Genomic DNA, 22,846 nt, shown 5'->3' with positions numbered 1-22,846 from the left:
ATTGCAAAAAAAATGAGCAAGTCTCATTTTAGATCAAGAGACGTGTTCCGACGCGGGCGCGCGAATGTCGCCGGGCTTCAGCGATTTGACGAGCGGCACGTAGGCACGGCAGGCAATGGTTTCCAGCCAGCCCATGCGATGCCGCCACGGCTTTTCATGGCCCGCGAACATCGTGGTGCCTTCGAGCGAGGCGGAGATGAATAGGGCGACCGTTTCGCGCTCGTCTTCAGGTAGAGACGGATTGAGTTCCGCGATCAGCTCGTTGAGGACGGCGCGGGCACGGCGATAGACCTCGTCGACGCGCTCGGAAACGAAGGCGTCGTGGTTGGCGAGCGCCCAGATTTCGGGAAAGAAACGCGTTGTTTTCTTGGTGGTGATGTCTTCGAGGATCAGCCTGATCAGGCTTTCGAAGCGTTCCTCCACGCTGGTGCCTTCGTCGTGGCTGATCGCGTCGAAGGCTTCTTCGTAGCTGCTGATGACGGCATCGAAGAGCGCGCGGACGAGTTCGTCGCGCGTCGGGAAATAATAGGTGATGTTGCCGAGCTTCATGTCGCAGGCCTTGGCGATCGCCCGCATCGTCACGGCGCGATAGCCCTGTTCGACAAGGATGGTGAGCGCTGCGCGCAGGATCTGTTCCACGCCATCCTGTCCGCGCGCATAGCCGCCCTCGCGCGGCACGACTTTCAGGTCCGGAACTATGAACTCAGCCAACACGGAACTCCTTCGACTCTCGCCCGGGCGTGTAGCGCGCTGATATTGAACCGACAAATTAGTACGCTTGACAAAAATTGGACGTAAGACCTAAATCATTTTCGCACTCTAGGGAAGTGCGACTCGTCGAAGGGCGATGCGAGGGAGGGGTTTCATGTCACGACGCGCCGGGCTTCTGGCCGCCACGCTGCTGCTTGCCTTGGGGAGCACCGCCACGAGCGGTGCTCAGGCTCAGCAGGCCTTTCCGCAGCCGCTTCCAGAGGAGCCGATTCCGTCGGTCGCGACGCTGCCCGAGCGCTATCCCGACAGCTACGTGTTCGTGCACGATCTGCACTTCAGCAGCATTCTCGACGGGCGCGCCGCCGTCGTCGACGTGTCGAGCCCTGTCTCCTCGGTGAAGGGGCACGTTCCGGTCGCGCAGTTCGGCACACTGCTGCCGTCGACGACCGGCAGCGAAATCTACACGGGCGAGACCTTCTTCTCGCGTCTGACGCGCGGCGAACGCACCGACGTGATCTCGATCTGGGACAAGGCGACGCTGGCGCCGAAGGGTGAGATCGTGCTGCCCGGCGGGAAGCGCGGCCAGTTCGTGACGCTAAAGAACGCCATGCAGTTCACGAACGGCGAGAAGTGGATGCTCGTGTTCAACTTCACGCCGGGCGCGTCCGTGACGGTCGTCGATCTCGAAGCGCGGACAATCCTTGGAGACATCGATCTGCCGGGCTGCTCGCTGATGTATCCCACCGGCGCGCGCGGGTTCACTTCGCTCTGCGCCGACGGCACGATGATGACCGTGCTGCTCGACGAAACAGGCAAGGCGAAATCGACGACCGCCACCAAGGCGATCAACGACATCGACAATGATCCCTGGTTCATGATGCCCGCGATGGTGGGCCGCACGGCGTGGTTCGTCAGCTTCAAGGGCAAGCTGCGCGGCTTCGATCTTTCGGGCGACAAGCTGCGCGATCTCGGCGGCTTCGCGATGGTGCCGGGCGATGCCGCCAAGGGCTATCGCCCCGGCGGCTGGCAGGTGACCTCCGCCGATGCGGCAGGGCGCGTTTATGTGCTGATGGACCCGAACGGCGAAGCGGGCAGCCACAAGAACGGCGGCACGGAAGTGTGGGTCGCGGACACGGCGAAGAAAGCCGTCGCGCGCAAGATCGCCATGAAGAACCACACGCTCTCCATCGAGGTGACGGCGGGCGCGAAGCCCTATCTCGTCGCATCGCGGCCTGACGGCAATCTCGACGTCTACGACGCGAACAGCGGCGCATTCCTGCACACGGTCGCCGAGGCCGTGCACGACCCGATGACCATGACGGCGGCGGGCAAATGAGCTTCGCGGGCGACAGCATCGCGCTGTTCCTCGCGCTCGTGCTGCTGTCGGCGGCCGCGCACAAGGCGTTCCAGGCCGATCGCCTGGCGGGCGCGGCGGCGCGGCTTGCGGGCGTGAACGCCGGTTTCGGCAGGGTGCTTGCGGTGACGGCGGGCGCCGTGGAATTTCTCGCAGCGATCGCATTGCTGTTTGCCGCGACGCGGCCGGCAGGGGCCGCCATCGCCGCAGGGCTCTGGCTCGTCTACGCCGTACTGCTGGTGCGGCGGCGCGGCGAGGCTTTCGATTGCGGTTGCACTTTTGGCGCGCATGCCGCGGCTCCCCGGGTCTTTGCTCCGGCGCGCGCCATCCTTTTCGCAGCCCTGGCGATCGCCGCGGCGCTTCTGCCGGCAGGCGCATGGTCGCCCGAGCCGCTGTTCGCGGCCCTCGCACTCTTCAGCCTGCAATCCGCCGCCGGTGAACTGGCGGCCATTCCTCACCCCCATTGGAGGCACGCATGAGCCTGATCGTCGTCTCGCAGGTGCTGCTCTGGATCACCGTTGCCGTGCTCGGCGTCCTCGTTGCGGCGCTCGCGCGGCAGGTTGGCGTGCTTCACGAACGGATCGCGCCGGCGGGCGCATTGACGCTCCATCAGGGCGTGAAGGTTGGCGACGCCGCACCGGAAATGCACGTGAAGTCGCTCGGCGGCGATGCTGTCGTGGTTGGCGGTGCGCGCGGCCGCAGCCAGCTGATCTTTTTCCTCTCGCCGGACTGCCCCATCTGCAAGACGCTGCTGCCGGTGTTCAAATCCGCTGCCGCTGCCGAGCGCGGCTGGCTGGACGCGATCCTTGCGAGCGACGGCGATGAGGCCGCGCACCGGCGCCTGATGATGGCTGAAGGGCTTGCGGGTTTTCCTTATGTCCTCTCCGAAGATCTCGGGCGCCGTTTCGGCGTGTCGAAGCTGCCCTATGCGGTGCTGATCGGCGAGGACGGAAAGATCGCCTCGCTCGGCCTCGTCAACACGCGCGAGCATCTGGAAAGCCTGTTCGAAGCCAAGGAGCGCGGCGTCGCGTCGCTCCAGGACTTTCTTGCGAAACGATAGGGGGACGCAGTCATGGCCATCGACAAGATCACCGAAGCGCTCACCCGCCGGGTAGCCAAAACCACGTCGCGACGCAGTCTGCTGACACTGATCGGCGGTGCGATCACCGGCGCGGCGGCATTCCCCGTGCTGCCCGTGTCGCGCGCCTACGCTTCGGCGAACCCCGTGCATGGCGGCGGTGGCGGCGTCGCGCCGCAGCCGACGGGCAATCCCCAGGACCCGGGCGACCAGGCGAGCTGTGATTACTGGCGCTACTGCGCGATCGACGGTTTCCTCTGTTCGTGCTGCGGCGGTACGGCGAGCACCTGCCCGCCCGGCACGGAGATGTCGCCGATCACGTGGATCGGCACCTGCCTCAATCCTGCGGACAACCGCTCCTACATCATCAGCTACAACGATTGCTGCGGCAAATCCTCGTGCGGACGATGCCTGTGCAACCGCAACGAGGGCGACCGGCCGATGGTGCGCCCGCAGGAGAACAACGACATCAACTGGTGCCTCGGCACATCGAGCGCGATCTACAATTGCTCGACCGCCGTCATCCTTGGCGTGGCGCTGGAGAAATGACGATGCTGCGTATCGGGGCCGCAATGGTGCTGATGGCGCTGCCCGCTGCTGCAGAGGCCGCAGACGGTCCGGCGCTCTACAAGCGCTGCGCTGCGTGCCACCTCGCGACCGGCGCGGGTGTGCCCGGCGCGTTTCCTTCGCTGAAGGCGGAGCCTGCAGCGCTTGCGGCAAAGCCGGACGGTCGACGTTTTCTCGTGCTGGCCGTCACGCGCGGCCTTGCCGGGCCGCTCGTGGTCGACGGCAAGACCTATCGCGGCGTGATGCCCGCGCAGCCGATGAAGGATGATGAGGTCGCGGCGGTTCTGAACCATGTGCTCGATACGATCGCTTCGGCCGACAAGAAGGTGACGCGGTTCAGCGCCGACGAGGTGGGCGACATCCGCAAGGCCGGCGCGGCGCTGACGCCGCGGCAGGTCGCCGAGCTTAAGGCCGCGATCAAATGATGCTGCGCGGTGCCCTCGCATTCGCAGCCCTCGCCGGAATTGCCGGGGCGGGGCTCGCTGCGCAGGGCGCCCTTCAAGACAGCGGCGTTTCCAATCCGGCGCTCGCGCGGCAGAACTGGATTCTGAAATGCCAGGGGTGCCACCGGCCGGACGCGACCGGTACGGCTGCGACGACACCCGCGATGGCGGGGGTGGTGGCGAAGTTCCTGCACGTGCCCGGCGGGCGCGAGTATCTGGGGCGCGTGCCGGGCGTCGCGACCGCGCCGATCAGCGACGCGGAACTCGCGGACCTTCTGAACTGGACACTTTACCGCTTCGACGGCGCGCACATGCCCGCCGGTTTCAAACCCTATTCGGCAAGCGAGATCGGCAAGCTGCGCAAGGCACCGCTCCGCACCGAAGCGCCTGCCGTGCGGGCGGAACTGATCGAGAAGATCAATGCTCTTGCGGAGGGCGGCGACACATAATTCGGGGAAACAAAAGGGGAAGGTTTATTATGAAGATTTCAGGACGCGCGGCACTGTCCGCCACCATCTTGCCGGTCCTGCTCGCGGGCACTGCCGGTATCGCGCAGGCACAGGAAAATACCGAAGCGGCGCCAGCCGATACGGAAATCGTCATTACCGCGACGAAGCGCGCCGAGCGGCTTCAGGACGTGCCGATTTCGGTCTCCGCGATCGGCGGTGATCAGCTTTCGAAATCGCGCGTGACGAACGCGGATGACCTCGTCACCAAGGTGGCGAACCTGCAGCTCACCAGCATCGTTGGCGACAACACGCCGATCTTCGCGCTGCGCGGCGTTTCGATGTCCGATTACAGCCTCAACCAGTCGAGCCCGGTCGCGACCTATTACGACGAAGTCTACAAGGGGAATTTCGCGTTCCTCGGCGTCGCGATGTACGACCTTGAACGTGTCGAAGTGCTGCGCGGCCCGCAGGGCACGCTGTACGGCAAGAACACCACGGGCGGCGCCGTGAACCTCATCAGCCGCGCACCGGAACTCGGCGAGACGAGCGGTTATCTCAATCTCGGCTATGGCAATTACAACCGCATGGATGCGAGCGGCGCCATCAATATGCCCATGGGCGAAAAGGCCGCGGCGCGCGTCGCCTTCACCTTCGCGCGCGCGGACGGCTGGTTCAAGAACCAGTTGCCGGGCGAGCCGGACCTTGCGAGCGTGCGCGAATATGCGGTGCGCGCTTCCGTGCTGCTGGAGCCTTCGGACGGGGTGCGGTTCGTGCTGCGCGGTTCGACGAGCTATCAGAACCCGCGCAACTATGGCATCTACGCGCAGCCTACGGAGGTGCATCGCGTCGGTCTCGGCAAGCGCGAGATCGAGGCGAACGTCACCGAACGCCGCCGCGCGCGCACCTATTCACTGGCGCTCACCGGCAACATCGACGTGTCGGATACGCTCACCGTCACCAGCATCACCTCGTGGGACAAGGGCAAGCTCTCGTTCTATGAAGATACCGACGGGACGGCGACCGAACTGCTGGAGATCCCGTATTACGACAAGGCGAACCAGTTCGCGCAGGATCTGCGGCTGACGAGCGACACGGGCGGTCCGTTCGATTTCATCCTCGTCGCCTATTACAACCGCGAGAAGGTGTTCAACAGCACCACCTTCGAAATCGGCAAAGATGTCGATTCGGATGGTGTCCCCGGCGTGACGGATGCGGACTGCGCGATCGGCCTTCCGCTCGGCTGCCTGTTCGCCAACAGCTTCAACCAGGTGAAGAAGAGCTTCGCGCTCTACACCGACATGAATTACGACATCACCGACTCGATCACGCTGCGCGGCGGCCTTCGCTACACGCACGACACGGGACGGCAGAGCGATTTCGAATCGAATGCGCTCGGCCCGAACGGTGTGCTGGTGGTAAACCTGATCCCGCCGTCGAGCCTGAAATACAGCACCGACAATATCTCCGGGAAGATCGGCTTCGATTACAAGCTCGCCGACGGCAATCTTCTGTATGCACATTACAGCCGGGGGTACCGCGCGAGCAGTTTCAACGCGCAGGCGTTCTTCGATCCATCCGAGCTTTCGATCGCGAAACCGGAAAAAGTGAACGCATACGAGATCGGTGCCAAAACGCAGTTCGCGGGCCGCTCGGTTACGCTCAATCTCGCGGCCTTCTATTATGATTATCGCAATCAGCAGTTCATCAACGTCGATCCTGGAACCGCAGCGCAGACGCTGCTGAACATCGATAAATCGCGGATCATGGGCGGCGAGGCCGAACTCAGCGTTCGCGCGAACGACATGCTCAGTCTCCGCGCCGGCGTCGGCCTTCTCGATTCCAAGATCAAGAAGGGCACGGTGAGCGGTGTCGACGTTTCGGGCAACGAACTGTCGAATGCACCTTCGCTGACCTTCAACGGAGGCGTTGATGTGACGGCCATGGATTCGGATAGCGGCAAGCTGAGCCTTCACGGCGATGTGAGCTATTCGTCGAGCCAGTATTTCGAAGTGCTGAATGTGCCGCGGTTGCAGCAGGGCAGCTACGCGATCCTCGGCGCGCACATCGATTATGAGACTGCGGACGGGCGCTGGAACGCATCGATCTGGGGCAAGAACCTTGGCAACAAGTTCTACTTTACCTCGCGCGTCGATCTCCTCGCAGGCTTCGGTTTCGATTATAATCACATCTCCGCGCCGCGCACTTACGGCGTGACGGTGGGTCACAAGTTCTAAAGACGAAGATACTGGGGAAGGATCGATTATGGACGACTATCGGCTGCTGATCGGCGGCACGCTGGTGCCGGGCGATATGACGATGGATGTCATCAACCCGGCGACGGAAGAGGTGCTCGCCGTCTGTCCGCGTGGATCGGAAGCTCAGCTCGACGCTGCTGTTGCGGCGGCGAAGGCGGCCTTCCCCGCATGGTCGCGGCGTTCCATGCAGGAACGCCGTGATCTCCTCCTGAAACTTGCCGACGCGATCGAGGCGAAGACGGACAGTCTTGCGCGGTTGCTGACGCAGGAACAGGGCAAGCCGCTCTCCGAATCGACGGCGGAAATCGCCTATACGGCGGCGTTCATGCGCTACCTCGCGACGCTGGAACTCAGCGATCGCATTCTTGAGGATAATGACAACCGCCGCGTCGAGATGCGGCGGAAGCCGCTGGGCGTGGTCGGTGCGATCATTCCGTGGAATTTCCCGGTGCTGATCGTGGCGTTCAAGATGCCGGTGGCGCTGCTCGCGGGCAACACGATCGTCATCAAGCCTGCGCCGACGACACCGTTGACGACACTGAAACTGGGTGAACTCTGCGCGGAGATTTTCCCGGCGGGCGTTATCAACATCGTCACCGACCAGAATGATCTCGGCGGCAAGCTGACGACGCATCCGGATATCGCCAAGATCTCGTTCACCGGCTCCACGGAGACCGGCAAGAAGGTGATGGCGAGCGCGGCGTCCACGATTAAACGCATCACGCTCGAACTCGGCGGCAACGACGCGGCGATCGTGCTGCCCGATGCCGATCCGAAGGCAATCGCGCCCGGCATCTTCGGCGCGGCGATGATGAACGCGGGGCAGGTGTGTCTCGCGGTGAAGCGCGTCTATGCGCATTCCTCGATCTACGAGGATCTGTGCGCGGAGCTTGCGAAGCTGGCGGACGCGGCGATCGTCGACGACGGCCTCGCGCAGGGCGCGCAGATCGGCCCGCTGCAGAACAAGATGCAGTATGAGAAGGTGAAGGGCTTCCTGGACGACGCGCGCGCCGCAGGTACGATCATCGCGGGCGGCGAGACCGTGGACCGGCCTGGATACTTCATCCGCCCGACCATCGTGCGCGACGTTTCGGACGGCTCGCGCATCGTTGACGAGGAACAGTTCGGTCCCGTGCTGCCGGTGATCCGCTACGACGATGCGGAAGAGGCGCTGGAACGCGCCAATGCCTCGCCGTGGGGGCTTGGTGGTTCGGTGTGGGGCAAGGACCGCGACACCGCCTACGACATCGCCACGCGCATGGATTCGGGTACGGTGTGGATCAACAAGCACCTCGATTTCGGGCCGAACATTCCCTTCGGCGGCGCCAAGCAATCCGGCATCGGCGTGGAGTTCGCCGAGGAAGGCCTGCATGAGTTCACGCAGGTGCAGATCATCAACGAAGCGCGATGACGGAGCAGTCTTTCGAGTGGAATCCGCCCGCGCGAACCAATTTCGCGCGGGATCGGATGCAGATGCTCGCGCGCGAACGCGGGCAGGATCGTGCCTTGCTGTGGGTCGATGCGGGCGGGCGTGTAGAGGACATCAGCTTCGCCGCGCTCGATGGACGGGCGGCGAAGGCTGCTGCCGTTCTGAAAGACGCAGGCGTGCAGCGCGGCGATACGGTGCTGATTCTGCTGGCGCGCGAACTCGAATGGTGGGAGCTGATGCTCGGTTGCCTGCGGCTCGGCGCGATTGCCTCGCCCGGCACCGTGCAGCTGATGCCCAAGGACATCGCCTATCGCCGCGCAGCGGCAAAGGCCGTCTGCGTGATCGCGGGCGCCGATATCGCTGACCGCGTGGATGCCGCGCTTGGTGACGACAAAATCGCGAAGCTGCATATCGGCGGGCCGCGTTCGGGCTGGGGCGATTATTCGGCGCTTGCGGCGAAGGCGGCGCCGCTTGCTGAGATCGCCGACACCGCGTTCGACGATCCGGCGCTCTGCTATTTCACCAGCGGCACCACCGGAAACCCGAAGATGACGATCCACGGCGCGGGCTATCCGCTCGCGCACGAGATCACCGCGCGCACCTGGCTCGATCTCGGCCCCGGCGATCTGATGTGGAACGTCTCCGACACGGGCTGGGCGAAGGCGGCGTGGTCCAGCCTGTTTGCGCCGTGGATGATGGGCGCGGGAATCTTTGCCTATCACGCGCCGGGCTTCGATGCGGAGGCAGTGCTTGGCCTCCTCGGCAAATATCCGGTGACGACGCTGTGCGCGCCGCCGACCGCATACCGCATGTTCGTGCGCTCCGATCTCGGCACGCGGCGCTTCGAGACGCTGCGGCGCTGCGTGAGCGCGGGCGAACCGCTTAACCCCGAGGTGATCGACCTGTGGCGCGCGGCGACGGGGCTTTCGATCCATGATGGCTACGGCCAGACCGAAACGGTGATGCTGTGCTGCAACCGCGAAGGCGCGGAGCGCCAAGGCGCGATGGGCAAGCCTGCGCCCGGCATCGACCTTGCCGTGATCGGCGAGGCGGGTGAACGCCTGCCTCCGGGTGAGGAAGGCGACATCGCGCTGCGCGTCGCGGAAGGGCGTCCGCCGGGGCTGTTTCTGGGTTACCGCGACGACGATGAGCGCACGGCGAGCGTGTTCCGCGACGGTTGGTATCTGACCGGAGACCGCGCCTTCGTGGACGAAGACGGCTTCTTCTGGTTCGTGGGCCGCGCCGACGATGTGATCCTTTCGGCCGGATACCGGATCGGGCCGTTCGAGGTGGAAAGCGCGCTGTTCGAGCACCCTGCGGTCGCCGAGAGCGCGGTTGTGGCCAGCCCCGACCCGACGCGCGGCGAGGTGGTGAAGGCGTTCGTGGTGCTCGCTGCCGGGCACGCCGCATCGGACGCGCTCGTCGAGGCTTTGCAAACGCATGTGAAATCCACGACGGCGCCCTATAAGTATCCGCGCAAGATCGAGTTCGTCGCATCGCTGCCGAAGACGGTGAGCGGCAAAATCCGGCGCAAGGAATTGAGGGAGCAGGAATGGTCCGGGGAGAATCTCAAGAGCTGAGCCATGTTGTCGGGGCGAGCGAACCGCCGCTGATCGAGAAGACGATCGGCGCGATGCTGGCCGAGGCGGCGGCGCGCGATCCAGACGGCGAGGCGCTCGTCGTTCGCCATCAGGGCGTGCGGCTGACGTGGGCGGAGCTGAAGCGCCGCAGCGACGCGGTGGCCTGCGGGCTGCTGGCGGCGGGCATCCGCCCCGGCGATCGCGTGGGCATCTGGGCGCCGAACTGTGCGGAATGGACAATCCTGCAATTCGCAACCGCGACGGCGGGCATGATCCTCGTGACGATTAATCCCGCATACCGGACGAGCGAGGTCGAATACGCGCTGAAGAAGGTGGGATGCCGCGCGCTGGTGACGGCGGTGCGGCACAAGACGAGCGACTATGTTGCCATGCTGCGCGAGGTGATGCCGGAGCTTGCAGCGGCGACGCCCGGCACGCTGCGCGCGCGGGCGCTGCCGGATTTGCGCCTCGTCGCCACGATCGGCGAGGAAGCGCACGCGGGCTGCCTTCGCTTCGGCGATCTGGAGGGCGCGGTGGACGCGGCGCAGCTCGCGGCGATCCCCATCGATGCGCACGATGCGGTGAACATCCAGTTCACCAGCGGCACCACGGGCTTCCCCAAGGGCGCGACGCTGACGCACAGGAACATCCTCAACAACGGCTATTTTGTCGGCGCGGGCATCGGGCTTTCGAAGGCCGACAAGGTTTGTATTCCCGTGCCGCTCTACCACTGCTTCGGCATGGTGATGGGGAACCTCGCCTGCCTGACGCACGGCGCCACGATGGTCTATCCTGCGGAGGCCTTCGATCCGCTCGCGGTGCTGGAAACGGTGGCGGCGGAGCGGTGCACGGCGCTGTACGGCGTGCCCACCATGTTCATCGCCGTGCTCGGACGGCCGGAGTTCGACAGCTTCGACGTGTCGTCGCTGCGCACCGGCATCATGGCGGGTTCACCGTGCCCGATCGCGACGATGCGCGAGGTGATCGACCGGCTGGGGATGCATCAGGTGACGATCGCCTACGGCATGACCGAAACGAGCCCGGTGAGCTTCCAGAGTGCGATGGACGATCCGATCGAGGAGCGTGTCTCCACGGTGGGCCGCGTGCAGCCGCACCTTGCGGTGAAGATCGTCGGGCCGGACGGTGAGACGCTGCCGCGCGGTGAGCCGGGCGAGCTTTGCACGCGCGGCTATTCGGTGATGCAGGGTTACTGGGACGATGCCGCGCGCACCGCCGAAGCGTTAGACGAAGACGACTGGATGCACACCGGCGACATCGCGACGATCGACGCCAAGGGCTATTGCCGGATCACCGGCCGTATCAAGGACCTGGTGATCCGCGGCGGCGAGAATATCTACCCGCGCGAGGTCGAGGAATTCCTGCTGACGCACCCGCACATCGCCGACGCGCAGGTGATCGGCGTGCCCGACGAGCGCTACGGCGAGGAGCTGTGCGCGTGGGTGATGACGCGCGGCGGCGCGGCGCTTTCCGAAGAGGAGGTGCGTGATCACTGCCGCGGCCGCATCGCGCACTACAAGGTACCGCGCTATGTGCGGATCGTCGAAACCTTCCCGATGACGGTGACGGGCAAGGTGCAGAAGTTCGTGATGCGCGAAACGATGATCGCCGAACTGAGGGGGTAAGTCTCAGCCGAACAGCTTCCGCGCCTTCGCCATGCGTTCGAGCGCGGCATCGATCGTCGCGTCGGTTTTGGCGAAGCAGAATCGGACCACCGATGTGACGGGCGCTTCCGCGTAGAACGCCGAGACGGGAATCGCGACGACATCGCCCTCGCGCGCCAGCCGGTCGCAGAATGCCACGTCATCGAGCGCGATGCCTGAGGCGGCGAGATCGACCGACAGGAAATACGTGCCCGCGCTTGGCAGCGTCTTCCAGCCCGCCGTTTCGAGGCCGCTTGCCAGACGGTCGCGCGAGCGGGCGAAATCGGCGCGCATCGTGGTGAAATAATCGTCGGTCTTGCCGAGGCCGTAAGCGATCGCCGCCTGCAGGTTCGGCGGTGTCGTGAACGTTAGGAACTGGTGCGCGCGGGCGAGTACCTGGTTGAGCCTGGGCGCGGCGCACATCCAGCCGACCTTCCAGCCGGTGAGCGAGAAGATCTTGCCGCCAGAGCCGATCTTCACGGTGCGTTCGCGCATTCCCGGCTGCGCCATGATGGGCGAATGGGCGCGGCCATCGAACACAACATGCTCCCACACCTCGTCGCTGATGACGACGGCGTCGTGCGCGACCACGAAACGCGCGAGGAGGGCGAGTTCTTCGTCCGAGAACATCGTCGCGGTGGGGTTGAGCGGGTTGTTGAGGAGGACGATGCGCGTGCGCGGGGTGAAGGCCTCCGCGAGTGCCGTTTCGGTCAGCCGCCATTCGGGCGGCTCCAGGCGAATCAGTTTCGGCACGCCGCCTGCCTGTTTCACCATCGGCAGATAGGCGTCGTACATCGGCTGGATCATCAGCACCTCGTCGCCCGGGCTGACGAGCGCCAAGATAGAGGCGGCAAGCGCCTCGGTCGCGCCGGAGGTGACGGTGATTTCGGTCTGCCAATCGAGATCGATGGCCTGATGGCGGCGGTAGTGATCGGCGATCGCCTGGCGCAGCTCCGGGATGCCGAGCATCGGCGGATACTGGTTGTAGCCTTCGGTGAGCGCGCGGGCGGCCGCTTCCAGCACGTCGCGCGGCCAGCCTGCGTCAGGGAAGCCCTGCCCAAGGTTGATCGCGCCCGTTTCACGGGCAAGCAACGACATCTTCTCGAAGATCGTGGTCGGGAGGTTGGCGTAGAGCGGATTCATGGAGATGTTTCATAGGTGAGCGGAAACCGCTTCGCCAGCACCGCCGTGATGGTTAAGAAAACATCATGGTTGCAAGCACATTCGCCGAGGCCGCTGAGGCCATCGTTGCCGTGGGGCGCGCATTCGACGCGCGCGGGTGGGCGCCCGCGACGAGCGGGAACTATTCGGTGCGGCTTGAGGACGGCAGCTTTGCGGTGACGGTTTCCGGCTGGCACAAGGGGCGGCTGACGCTGGACGGCGTGATGCGCGTGGACGGGGAGGGCGCATCGCTCGACGGCAAGCGGCCAAGCGCGGAGACGGCGCTCCATTTGTCGCTCTACCGCCGGTTTCCCGAAGCGGGCGCTGTGCTGCACAGCCATTCGCCGCAAGCGGTCGCGCTGTCGCGGTTGCTCGGCGGGAACTGGACGATCCGGGGTCATGAGTTGGCGAAGGCGTTTCCGGGTGTGACCACGCACGCGGTGGACGTCATGCTGCCGATCGTTGAAAACAGCCAGGACATGCGCGACATCGAGGCTGCGATTGCGCCGTTTCTCGCCGCGGACATGCCGCCGCCCGCTTACCTTATTCGCGGGCACGGGCTCTACGGCTGGGGCCGCGACATTGCGGAGGCCGAGCGGGTGATCGAAGCGGCGGAATGGCTCGCCGCGTGCGAGGTCGCCGAACGCAGCATGAGGAGGGACGCATGAGTCATCTTGCCGTTTATGCGGAGGACGCGCCCGAGCGCCCGCTTCTGGAAACCGCCGATCCCGACGAAATCGCGAAAACACTGGATGCGATCGGCGTGCGCTTCGAGCGCTGGCCGACGCGAGATGCCGGTGACGATACGCTCGCGGCCTATGCCGAGGAGATCGAGAGGCTGAAGGCGATCGGAGGCTATCAGGCCGTGGACGTGGCAAGCATGGTGCCCGACCATCCCGAACGCGCCGTGTTCCGGCAAAAATTCCTTTCGGAGCACCGCCACATGGAGGACGAGGTGCGCTTCTTCGTGGACGGTGAAGGCCTGTTCACGCTCCACGAGGACGGGCGCGTGTTCAACATGCTGTGCACGAAGGGCGACCTCATCGCCGTGCCTGCGGGGATGCGGCACTGGTTCGACATGGGGCCGAGCCCGCGCTTCACGGCGATCCGCCTGTTCATCAATCCCGAAGGCTGGGTGGCGCACTTCACCGGCGACGATATCGCCGACCGCTTCCCGCGCCACGAACCGGCGCTCGCCTGAATGGTCAAAGCGATCCTCACGGACATCGAAGGCACGACGAGCAGCATCGCCTTCGTGACCGACACGCTGTTCCCCTATGCGCGGGCGCGGCTGGCGGACTGGATCGCGGCGCACGCCCACGAGGCCGCACCGATCCTGAAGGATGTGCCGGGCGACCCCGTGGAGACGCTGACGCGCTGGATCGACGAGGATCGCAAGGAGACCGCGCTCAAGACGCTGCAGGGGCTGATCTGGGCGGAAGGCTATGCGGACGGTACGCTGAAGGGGCACGTCTATCCCGACGCCGCCGAGGCGCTGCGGCGCTGGCACGCTGAGGGGATCGGGCTCTATGTCTATTCGTCGGGTTCGGTGGCGGCGCAGAAGCTGATCTTCGGGTACAGCAATGCAGGCGACCTGACGCCGCTGTTTTCCGGCTATTTCGACACCACGACCGGGCCGAAGAAGGAGGCTGCGTCGTACCGGCGCATCGCTGCCGACATCGGTCTGCCGGTGCAGGAGATTCTGTTTCTCTCCGACAGCGTGCCCGAGATTGAGGCCGCGCGCGCGGCGGGCTTCAAGACCTACCTCGTCGACCGGGAAACAGGCGCTGGCGATGTGGCTTCGTTTGCGGAGATCGCGCTGTGAGGCTGGAGGGCGAACACCGCCGTTCGATCGCGCGCACCGCGGACGGCAAGGGTGCGCGCATCCTCGATCAGCGCCGCCTGCCGTGGGAGATCGTGTGGGTGGAGCTGCGCTCCGCCGCGGATGCCGAGCGCGCCATACGCGAGATGTGGACGCGTGGGGCACCGCTGATCGGGGCGACGTCTGCCTATGGTTTCGCGATGGCGCTTGCCGAGGACGGGTCTGATGCGGCGCTGGACGCGGCTTACCACTTGCTTGCTGAAGCGCGGCCGACGGCGGTGAATTTGCGCTGGGCGCTCGATGAGGTGGCGAAGGCGGTGCGTCCGCTTCCGGCGGCGATGCGCGGTGAGGCAGCGTTCGCGCGCGCCGACGCGATTTGCGACGAAGACGTGGCGCTCAACCGCGCGATCGGCGCGCACGGGCTCCAGTTGCTGCGCGATCTCCATGCGCGGAATCCCGGCCGGACGCTCAATATCCTGACGCACTGCAATCCGGGCTGGCTCGCCACCGTGGACTACGGCACCGCGACCGCGTCGATCTATCTGGCGCAGGATGAAGGGCTGCCGGTGCATGTGTGGGTGGACGAGACGCGGCCGCGCAACCAGGGCGCGCTGCTCACCGCGTTCGAACTTGCCGGGCACGGCGTGCCGCATACGGTGATCGCCGACAATACGGGCGGGCTCCTCATGCAGCGCGGCGAGGTTGATCTCGTCATCGTCGGCACCGACCGCGTCACCGCGAACGGCGACGTGTGCAACAAGATCGGCACCTACCTGAAGGCGCTTGCCGCGCACGACAACGGCGTGCCGTTTTACGTGGCGCTGCCTTACACGACGTTCGATCCTATGACGCCTACGGGGGCGGACGTGCCCATCGAGGAGCGTGATCCCGACGAGCTTGCCCTGCTTTCCGGACCCGGCGCGAACGGGCAGACCACCGTGCGGGTTACCGCTTCGCCTGCATACAACCCGGCTTTCGACGTGACGCCTGCACGCCTTGTCACAGGTTTTATCACAGAACGGGGGTTGATCGCTCCGGCCGCACTTTCGTCCTGACGCATCCGAGGGAACGCCTTCTGCGGGAGAGCGTTTTCACATCGAGCATCCGCGAATGGAGGACCAGTGCCATGTATGGGACAGCAGTGCGCGAAAATACGCGAAACAATGCAGGGCTGATCGGGATTGCCGCGGGCCTCGGCGCCGCCGCGGCCTTCGCCGGTTGGAAGTTGCTGCGCGGCAGGAAATCATCCGAGCACGCGCCCGCCTTTGCGAAGGGAGAGGCCGAACCGGAAAACATGAATCCGACACGTTCAGCCGGCCATGAGTCGATGCGCGACAAGCCCACAGACAAATGGGACAAGGTCGATCAGGCGGTCGACGAGTCTTTCCCCGCGAGTGACCCGCCCGCTTATTGATTGATCCGTAACGCTTTACGCGTTGTGCTCGCCATGCTCTATCGCCGGCGAGTGCAACGCGGGAGCGGCGAATGGTTTCAGGTTTCAATCGGCGTGAATTGCTCGCGCTCGGCAGTGCGGGCGCCGCATTGCTTGCTGCCCGCCCGGTCTTTGCAACCGAGAAGGGCGTGCGTTCCAGCACCATCGTGGTGAATGCGCTCGGCGGCCTTTACAATCCGAATATCGAATCCCCCGAGAAAACCGAAGCCTCCGGATGGACATCCACCGATGCCGTGATCGACCAGCGCGTAATAGACGATGCGCGCGCTTCCGGACTAACCGCTGTCAATCTCACCCTTGGGCATGTCTTCGGCCCGAAGGAGCCTTTCGAGCAGACCGTGCGCGAGATCGCGCACTGGGACGCGGTGGCGCGCCGCTATCCGAGCGATCTCTTGAAGATCGAACGCGCGGACGACATTTTGCGCGCGAAACGCGAAAACCGCATCGGGCTCATCTACGGTTTCCAGAACACGACGATGCTGGGCAGCGATGCGAGCCGCGTCGACGTGTTTGCCGATCTCGGCGTCCGGATCATCCAGCTTACCTATAATCCGGAAAATGCAGTGGGTGACGGGTCCATGGCGCCGGAAAACCGGGGGCTGACGCCATTCGGGCGTGAGGTTGTGGAGCGGTTGAATGCGAACCGCGTGATGGTCGATCTGTCGCACAGCGGCGAAAAAACCTGCCTTGAAGCCGCGCGTGTTTCGAAGCAGCCGATTTCGATCAACCACACGGGATGCCGCGCGCTCACCGACATGCCGCGCAACAAGACCGATGCGGAGCTTCGTCTGGTCGCGGAGCGGGGCGGGTTCGTCGGCATCTATTTCATGCCGTTCCTCAATCCGACGAGCAAGGCGACCGCCGATGACGTGGTGGCGCATATCGAGCATGCCGTGAACGTGTGCGGCGAGGATCATGTCGGCATCGGCACCGATGGCGGCATCACCACGATTGACGATCTGGGTGCCTACAAGGCGAAAATCGCGAAGGAAATCGCAGACCGGCGCGCGGCGGGCATCGGCGCGAAGGGAGAGAACCCCGACACGCTGCCCTTCGTGATCGACTTGCGCGGACCTTCGCAGTTCCACGATCTCGCGGACCGCCTGCGGCGGCGCGGGCATTCGGAAGCCCGCATCGAGAAAATCCTCGGCGCGAATTTCGTCGCCTATGCGAAGCGCGTGTGGGCGCATAGAGAGACGCCGGGGGAAATTCCATGTCTGACGCGATGATCGCTTTCATCAACACGACCTTCGTGCCCGTGGGTCTGATGCTCATCATGTTCAGCATGGGGCTGACCTTGCGGCTCGGCGATTTCGGGCAGGTGTTCCGGGATGGCCGCGCGCCGCTTGCCGGGCTCGCCGGTCAGCTTCTGGCAATGCCGCTGCTCGGCCTTGCCATCGGAATCCTGTTTGGCCTGCCGCCCGAACTGGCGCTCGGCGTTTTCATTCTCGGCATCTGCCCGGCGGGCACGACATCCAACGCGCTGACCTTCATCGCGCGCGGCAACGTGGCGCTGGCGGTCGTGCTGACGGCGTTGTCGAGCATCGTGACCGTGTTTTCGATTCCCGTGTTGCTGCAATGGGGGCTGCGCCACTTCGGGCTGGAGGGCACCGTGCCCGCGCTTTCCATGGCGGACACGATGCTGCAGCTGGCGCGGATCACGGTGCTGCCCGTGGCCGTCGGGATGCTCGTTTGCCGCTTTGCGCCGGACGCCGCGCGGAAGATGAGCGGCTGGCTGCGGCCTGTTTCGATGATTGTGCTGTTCGGCGTTATTGCCTTTGCCGTCGGTGTCAGCGCGGAGATGGTGCTCGCTAACCTGTTGAGCGCCGGCCCCGCCGTCTGGACGATGAACATCGCTGCGATGGCGGTGGGTCTTGGCATCGGCCGTGCTTGCGGCGTCGGTAGCCGGGATGCCATGACGCTGGCCATCGAGGTTGGCGTGCAGAACGTCACACTCGCTACCTTCCTCACCCTCACTGTGCTCGGCAGCCTGCCGCTTGCCGTTACCCAGAATATCTATGGAGTCGCCATGATCCTGAACGCCGTGCTTCTCGTCCGCTGGTTTCGCGCGCGTACCGCCGGAGAGTCCGCGTGAGCGCACCGCTGATGATCGTCGGGGCCGCCGACACCGAGCGCCTGCTCGGCTATGAAGACTGCATCCGGCTTGTGCGCGAGGCGATGGCGGCGCTTTCGCAGGGCGAAACGCGGCAGCCGCTCCGCAACATCGTCGACCTGAACGGCGGAAACGCTTTCGGCGTGATGCCGGGTGCAATGCTGGGCGGCACGTTCGGCGCCAAGATCGTCAGCGTCTATCCGGGCAATTTCGCGCTCGGCAAGCACTCGCACCAGGGCATTGTCGTGCTGTTCGAGCCGGAAGGCGGTGCGCCGGTCGCAATCATCGACGGCAGTATGGTCACGGCGATCCGCACGGCGGCTGCGTCTGCTGCCGCGACCGATGCGCTTGCGCGGCCGGGCCCGTCACGGCTCGCGATTCTCGGATACGGGGAGCAGGCATGGCGGCACGTCGCGGCGGTGTGCTGCGTGCGGCCAATCACCGGCGTCAGCGTGTGGGGGCGCTCCGCGGAGCAGGCGGATCGGTTCGCGCAGCGCGTGCGCGAGACGCTTGGTATTGATGCGGAAGCTGCGCCCGATGTGGCGAGCGCCGTTCGCGATGCGGACATCATCTGCACGACGACGGCAGCGGCGGAACCGATCCTCGCACGCGCCGACCTGAAGCCTGGCACGCACATCAACGTCGTCGGCTCGAGCCGCGCGGGGCCGGCGGAGATCGCGAACGACCTTGTCGCGGCGTCGCGCTTCATCGCCGACTACCGGCCCGGCGTGCTCGCGCAGGGCGCCGAGTTCCTGAACGCGAAGGCGGCGGGCATGGTGGACGACGCGCATGTCGTCGGCGAAATCGGCGAGGTGTTTGGCGGGACGCTCGCCGGGCGCACCAGCGATGACGAGATCACCATCTACAAATCGCTCGGCCACATCGTGCAGGACCTCGCGGCGGGCTGGTACGTCTTCGAGCAGGCGAAAAAGCTCGGCCTCGGGACGACGGTGGAGCTCTAGCGGGCGTCTGCGCGCTTGGTGCGGAGCGTCGGCGCGGCGGCGGCCGGGTCGTCCGGCCACGGGTGCCGGGGATAGCGTCCGCGCATTTCCTTGGCGACCGCCGCCCAGCTTCCAGACCAGAAGCCGGGCAGGTCTTTCGTCGTCTGGATCGGGCGGCCCGCAGGCGAGGTGAGGCGGAGGACGAGCGGAACGTCCCCTGCAATCACGGGATGCGCGGCGAGGCCGAAGAGCGCCTGCACGCGAAGCTCGACTGCCGGGCCACCTTCTGCCGCATAGTCGATGGCGTGGTGGCTGCCGAGCGGTGAGACGAAGGCTTCGGGGGCGAGGCGGTCTACGGCGGTCTTGCCGGCCCAGCCGAGGCGGGCCTCCAGCATCTGTGTGAGTGCGGACACGCTGACGGCGGCGAGTGCGCGTTTGCCTTCAAGGAGCGGCGGAAGCCAGTCGTCGATGTCCGCGGTGAGCGCGTCGTCGCTGATGCCCGCGATCGAAGGATCGACGCGGCGTGCGAACGTTGTACGTCGTTGCAGTGCGCGAGCATGGTCCGAAAAGGGCAATGCCGCGACGCCGGCCTTGCGCGCGGCGTCCAGAAGCGCGGCGGTGACGGCGGCGGGATCGGGGCTGTCGTCCTGCCCGGACGACAAAGCGAGGCTGCCGAGGCGGCGGTCGCGCGTCGCGAGGATACCGCCCGCGCCGTCGGCGCGGACGCGGCGGACGGTTTCGATGCGGTCCGCGAACAGCGATTCGATGAGATCGGGCGCAATGGCGGCGGCGGCGAGGATGCGCGCGCCGGAGGCGGCGCCCTGCACTTCGGCGACCGCGAGATACGTTTGTGCGGCGAGGGGCGAGGCAGGGTCGAGCCGGAAGCCGCGCCCGCCGGACGAGGCCCAGTCCTCGCCGCTGCTGCCGCGCCGCTTCGCGATGCGGTCGGGGAAGGCGAGCGCGATGCAGGCGGCAACGGGGCCTTCTCCCTCACCGCCGGCCATGCGCTGCCAGCGTCCGGCAAGGCCGCGCGCGGCGTCGGCGCGGGTGCCGCGCTCGCGGCGCCAGCGGGCGAGGCGGTTTTCGATATCCACATCGTTCCCGCCGAGACCGCGCTCCGACAGAAGCACCGCAACCTCGGCAGCGGTCTTGCCCCAGCCGCGCTGGGCGGCGGCGAGCATCATGTGTGCGAGGCGCGGGGGCAGCGGCAGTTCGGCGATGCGGCGGCCGTGCGGTGTCGGGCGGTTCTCCGTGTCGAGCGCGTCCAGCAGTCGCAGGCGTTCGCGGGCTTCGGCAACGGCTGCTGCGGGCGGAGGGTCGAGCCACCGCAGCGATGCCGGATCGGCGGCACCCCAGATCGCGCAGTCGAGAACGAGCGCGGAGAGATCGGCTTCGAGAATTTCGGGCGGATCGAACGGCGGCATTCCCGCCGTCGCAGCCTCTTCCCACAGACGGTAGCACACGCCCGGCGCCTGTCGCGCGGCGCGGCCCGCGCGCTGCGTGACGGCGGCTTGACTGGCGCGCTCGGTGACGAGGCGGGTCATGCCGCCGCCGCGATCGTAGCGGGCACGGCGGGCGAGCCCCGAATCGACGACGATGCGGACGCCGTCGATGGTGAGGCTGGTTTCGGCGATGCTGGTTGCGAGCACCACCTTGCGCGTACTGGGCGCGCCCTTGCGGATCGCGGCACGCTGCGCGGCGGGATCGAGGCTGCCGTGCAGGCGGTGGAGCGCGACGCCGGGGATTCCCTCCAAACGCTCGGCGGTGCGCTCGATCTCGGCGACGCCGGGCAGGAAGGCGAGGAGATCGCCTTCGGCCTCGACAAGTGCGCGGCGAATGGCCGGGGCCATCGCATCTTCGATGCGCTGCTCGGCGCTGCGGCCGAGATAGCGGATATCAAGCGGATGGCTGCGGCCTTCGCTCTCGATGACGGGGGCGCCGTCCAGCAGTTTCGAAAAGCGCGCGCCGTCGAGCGTTGCCGACATGGGCAGGATGCGAAGGTCGGGGCGAAGCGCGCCCTGTGCGTCGAGCGCGAGCGCGAGGCCGAAATCGCTATCGAGGCTGCGCTCGTGGATTTCGTCGAACAGCACGGCGGAGATGCCCACGAGTTCGGGGTCGGCCTGGATGCGGTTGCGAAAGATACCCTCGGTGAGAACGAGGATGCGCGTGTCCTTGCCGTGCTTGCTGTCGAGCCGGGTGGCGTAGCCGATCGTTCTGCCGACGGGTTCGCCCGCGATCTCCGCCATGCGTTCGGCGGCGGCGCGGGCGGCGAGACGGCGCGGGGAGAGCAGGAGAATCTGACCCGTGCACCACGGCTCGCCGATAAGCGCGGGCGCCACTGCCGTGGTCTTGCCCGCGCCCGGCGGCGCGACGAGCACGGCGGACGCACGCGCACGCAGTGCCGCGAGCAGTGCGGGGAGAACGGCGTGGATGGGCAGGCTGTCGCTCACGCCTGCCCTTTAAGAGTCAGACGAGCGCCGCGTCGAGCGTGATCTCGGCGTTCATCAGTTTCGAGACCGGGCAGTTCGCCTTGGCCTTGGCGGCAAGCTCCTGAAACGCGGCGTCGTCCGTGCCGGGGATCTTCGCCTCCAGCTTCAGGTGAACGGCGGTGATCGTGAAGCCGCTGTCCAGCTTTTCGAGCGTCACCGTGGCTGTCGTGTCCATGCTCTCAGCCGTCAGCTCCGCCTCGCCGAGGATCAGCGACAGCGCCATTGTGAAGCAGCCCGCGTGCGCTGCCCCGATCAGCTCTTCAGGGTTCGTGCCGGGCACTCCTTCGAAGCGCATGGCGAAGCCGTAGGGGCGCTTGTCGAGTGCGCCGCTCTGTGTGGAGATGCTGCCGCGGCCATCCTTGAGGCCGCCTTCCCAGTGCGCGGAACCCTTGCGATCGATCTTCATGGCCTGCTCCTGCTGCCGGATGAGCGGCAAGGCTATGGAGATTCGGGGAGCGAGTCCATTGAGGCTAGTCGCGGAAAACCACCGTGGTGGCGCCGTTCAGCAACACGCGGTCCTGCAGATGGTAGCGGACCGCGCGGGCGAGCACGCGGCGCTCGATGTCGCGGCCCTTGCGGACGAGATCGTCGGGCGTGTCCGTATGGCTGATGTGCTCGACGTCCTGCGCGATGATCGGGCCTTCGTCGAGATCGGCGGTCACGTAATGCGCGGTCGCGCCGATGATCTTCACGCCCCGCGCATGCGCCTGATGATAGGGCTTGGCGCCCTTGAAGCCGGGCAGGAAGCTGTGGTGGATATTGATGCAGCGCCCCGTGAGGAACGCAGCGAAATCGTCCGACAGGATCTGCATGTAGCGGGCGAGCACGACGAGTTCGGCGCCGCTATCTGTGACGATGCGCTTGATCGCGGCTTCCTGCGCGGGCTTCGTGTCCTTCGTGATCGGCAGATGGTGGAAGGGAATGCCATTGTTGATCGGGGCGATCGCATCCTGCGGGTGGTTTGAGACGATGCCGACCACATCCATCTCCAGCTCGCCGATGCGCTGGCGATAGAGCAGATCGGTGAGGCAGTGATCGAACTTCGAGACGAGCAGTAGTACGCGCATCTTCTCGGCGGCGGCGCGCACACGCCAGTCCATGCTGTGCTGGTTCGCGAGCGCTGAGAAGCGCGCCTTGAAGCCCGGCTGCGCCGATGCGTCGAGATCGAAGACGACGCGCATGAAGAAGCGCTCGGTGAGCTGATCGTTGAACTGCTGCGCATCGAGGATGTTGCCGCCGCTCTCCGCGAGCAGCGTGGCGACTGCGGCGACGAGGCCGGGTTTGTCGGCGCACGACAGCGTCAGCGTGCAGATGTTGCTGGATTCCATCGACATATCCCC

23 protein-coding genes are annotated in these 22,846 nt (G+C 65.8%); 18 read left to right on the top strand and 5 right to left on the bottom strand.

The window, feature by feature from the left end; genetic code table 11:
• Positions 1-33: 33 nt before the first annotated feature.
• A complete protein-coding gene (locus DFR51_RS10745) occupies positions 34-711 on the bottom strand; it encodes a TetR/AcrR family transcriptional regulator (RefSeq protein WP_243445502.1) in 678 nt (225 codons plus the stop codon).
• A gap of 154 nt (positions 712-865) precedes the next feature.
• On the opposite strand from DFR51_RS10745, the gene DFR51_RS10740 reads away from it, so the two are divergent.
• Genes DFR51_RS10740 through DFR51_RS10695 form a run of 10 tightly spaced genes read left to right on the top strand, consistent with a single transcriptional unit; the run spans position 866 to position 11,509 of the window.
• Positions 866-2,047, top strand: a complete 1,182-nt coding sequence (locus tag DFR51_RS10740) for an amine dehydrogenase large subunit (protein WP_121050961.1) — start codon at positions 866-868, stop codon at positions 2,045-2,047.
• A complete protein-coding gene (locus tag DFR51_RS10735; protein ID WP_121050957.1) occupies positions 2,044-2,544 on the top strand; it encodes a MauE/DoxX family redox-associated membrane protein in 501 nt (166 codons plus the stop codon). Before DFR51_RS10740 ends, DFR51_RS10735 begins: the two co-directional genes overlap by 4 nt.
• Positions 2,541-3,125: a redoxin family protein gene (locus DFR51_RS10730; protein WP_170151772.1), complete on the top strand. Its 585-nt coding sequence runs from the start codon at positions 2,541-2,543 to the stop codon at positions 3,123-3,125. The genes DFR51_RS10735 and DFR51_RS10730 overlap by 4 nt, the downstream gene beginning before the upstream one ends.
• Positions 3,126-3,137: 12 nt before the next feature.
• A complete protein-coding gene (locus tag DFR51_RS10725) occupies positions 3,138-3,692 on the top strand; it encodes a methylamine dehydrogenase light chain (RefSeq protein WP_121050951.1) in 555 nt (184 codons plus the stop codon).
• 2 nt (positions 3,693-3,694) lie between these two features.
• Complete coding sequence (locus tag DFR51_RS10720) at positions 3,695-4,135, top strand: c-type cytochrome (RefSeq protein ID WP_243445501.1); 441 nt, start codon at positions 3,695-3,697, stop codon at positions 4,133-4,135.
• A complete protein-coding gene (locus DFR51_RS10715) occupies positions 4,132-4,602 on the top strand; it encodes a cytochrome C (protein ID WP_243445500.1) in 471 nt (156 codons plus the stop codon). Before DFR51_RS10720 ends, DFR51_RS10715 begins: the two co-directional genes overlap by 4 nt.
• A 29-nt stretch (positions 4,603-4,631) precedes the next feature.
• On the top strand, positions 4,632-6,836 hold the full coding sequence (locus DFR51_RS10710) for a TonB-dependent receptor (protein WP_121050945.1): 2,205 nt from the start codon (positions 4,632-4,634) through the stop codon (positions 6,834-6,836).
• 28 nt (positions 6,837-6,864) lie between these two features.
• Positions 6,865-8,268 carry an aldehyde dehydrogenase family protein gene (locus DFR51_RS10705; protein WP_121050942.1) on the top strand — a complete coding sequence of 468 codons (1,404 nt, stop codon included), beginning with the start codon at positions 6,865-6,867 and terminating at the stop codon, positions 8,266-8,268.
• Positions 8,265-9,866, top strand: a complete 1,602-nt coding sequence (locus DFR51_RS10700) for an AMP-binding protein (protein WP_121050939.1) — start codon at positions 8,265-8,267, stop codon at positions 9,864-9,866. The genes DFR51_RS10705 and DFR51_RS10700 overlap by 4 nt, the downstream gene beginning before the upstream one ends.
• On the top strand, positions 9,839-11,509 hold the full coding sequence (locus tag DFR51_RS10695; protein ID WP_121050937.1) for an AMP-binding protein: 1,671 nt from the start codon (positions 9,839-9,841) through the stop codon (positions 11,507-11,509). Before DFR51_RS10700 ends, DFR51_RS10695 begins: the two co-directional genes overlap by 28 nt.
• Positions 11,510-11,512: 3 nt before the next feature.
• On the opposite strand, the gene DFR51_RS10690 is transcribed toward DFR51_RS10695, so the two are convergent.
• A complete protein-coding gene (locus tag DFR51_RS10690; RefSeq protein WP_121050934.1) occupies positions 11,513-12,670 on the bottom strand; it encodes an aminotransferase in 1,158 nt (385 codons plus the stop codon).
• 65 nt (positions 12,671-12,735) lie between these two features.
• Here DFR51_RS10690 and mtnB point away from each other — a divergent pair, with 65 nt between their 5' ends.
• The 8 genes from mtnB (at position 12,736) to DFR51_RS10650 (ending at position 19,038) form a co-directional block, all read left to right on the top strand.
• Entirely contained in the window at positions 12,736-13,356 is a 621-nt protein-coding gene (mtnB, locus tag DFR51_RS10685) for a methylthioribulose 1-phosphate dehydratase (protein ID WP_121050931.1), read from the top strand.
• Positions 13,353-13,889 (top strand): 1,2-dihydroxy-3-keto-5-methylthiopentene dioxygenase, encoded by a 537-nt coding sequence (locus DFR51_RS10680; RefSeq protein ID WP_121050928.1) that lies wholly within the window; start codon positions 13,353-13,355, stop codon positions 13,887-13,889. The genes mtnB and DFR51_RS10680 overlap by 4 nt, the downstream gene beginning before the upstream one ends.
• The gene (gene mtnC / locus DFR51_RS10675; RefSeq protein WP_121050925.1) at positions 13,890-14,513 is read left to right on the top strand and encodes an acireductone synthase; all 624 of its coding nucleotides are present in this window, start codon (positions 13,890-13,892) and stop codon (positions 14,511-14,513) included.
• Positions 14,510-15,565 carry an S-methyl-5-thioribose-1-phosphate isomerase gene (gene mtnA, locus DFR51_RS10670; RefSeq protein WP_121050922.1) on the top strand — a complete coding sequence of 352 codons (1,056 nt, stop codon included), beginning with the start codon at positions 14,510-14,512 and terminating at the stop codon, positions 15,563-15,565. The genes mtnC and mtnA overlap by 4 nt, the downstream gene beginning before the upstream one ends.
• An 86-nt stretch (positions 15,566-15,651) precedes the next feature.
• Complete coding sequence (locus tag DFR51_RS10665) at positions 15,652-15,924, top strand: hypothetical protein (protein ID WP_243445499.1); 273 nt, start codon at positions 15,652-15,654, stop codon at positions 15,922-15,924.
• Positions 15,925-15,995: 71 nt separating this feature from the next.
• Positions 15,996-17,192: a dipeptidase gene (locus tag DFR51_RS10660; protein WP_121050919.1), complete on the top strand. Its 1,197-nt coding sequence runs from the start codon at positions 15,996-15,998 to the stop codon at positions 17,190-17,192.
• Positions 17,177-18,058, top strand: a complete 882-nt coding sequence (locus DFR51_RS10655; protein ID WP_121050916.1) for a bile acid:sodium symporter family protein — start codon at positions 17,177-17,179, stop codon at positions 18,056-18,058. Before DFR51_RS10660 ends, DFR51_RS10655 begins: the two co-directional genes overlap by 16 nt.
• Positions 18,055-19,038 carry an ornithine cyclodeaminase family protein gene (locus DFR51_RS10650; protein ID WP_243445498.1) on the top strand — a complete coding sequence of 328 codons (984 nt, stop codon included), beginning with the start codon at positions 18,055-18,057 and terminating at the stop codon, positions 19,036-19,038. The genes DFR51_RS10655 and DFR51_RS10650 overlap by 4 nt, the downstream gene beginning before the upstream one ends.
• Here DFR51_RS10650 and hrpB read toward each other — a convergent pair.
• The 3 genes from hrpB to purU form a co-directional block, all read right to left on the bottom strand.
• Positions 19,035-21,467: an ATP-dependent helicase HrpB gene (hrpB, locus tag DFR51_RS10645; protein WP_121050913.1), complete on the bottom strand. Its 2,433-nt coding sequence runs from the start codon at positions 21,465-21,467 to the stop codon at positions 19,035-19,037. The genes DFR51_RS10650 and hrpB overlap by 4 nt on opposite strands.
• A gap of 16 nt (positions 21,468-21,483) precedes the next feature.
• Entirely contained in the window at positions 21,484-21,912 is a 429-nt protein-coding gene (locus DFR51_RS10640) for an OsmC family protein (RefSeq protein ID WP_121051548.1), read from the bottom strand.
• 64 nt (positions 21,913-21,976) lie between these two features.
• Entirely contained in the window at positions 21,977-22,834 is an 858-nt protein-coding gene (gene purU / locus DFR51_RS10635; RefSeq protein WP_121051546.1) for a formyltetrahydrofolate deformylase, read from the bottom strand.
• Between the last annotated feature and the right edge of the window lie 12 nt (positions 22,835-22,846).

The organism is Sphingosinicella microcystinivorans, from assembly GCF_003634215.1.
GTDB lineage: Bacteria > Pseudomonadota > Alphaproteobacteria > Sphingomonadales > Sphingomonadaceae > Sphingosinicella > Sphingosinicella microcystinivorans.
Note: the sequence above shows the minus strand (reverse complement) of the source record. Positions and strands in the feature narration are given on the sequence as shown.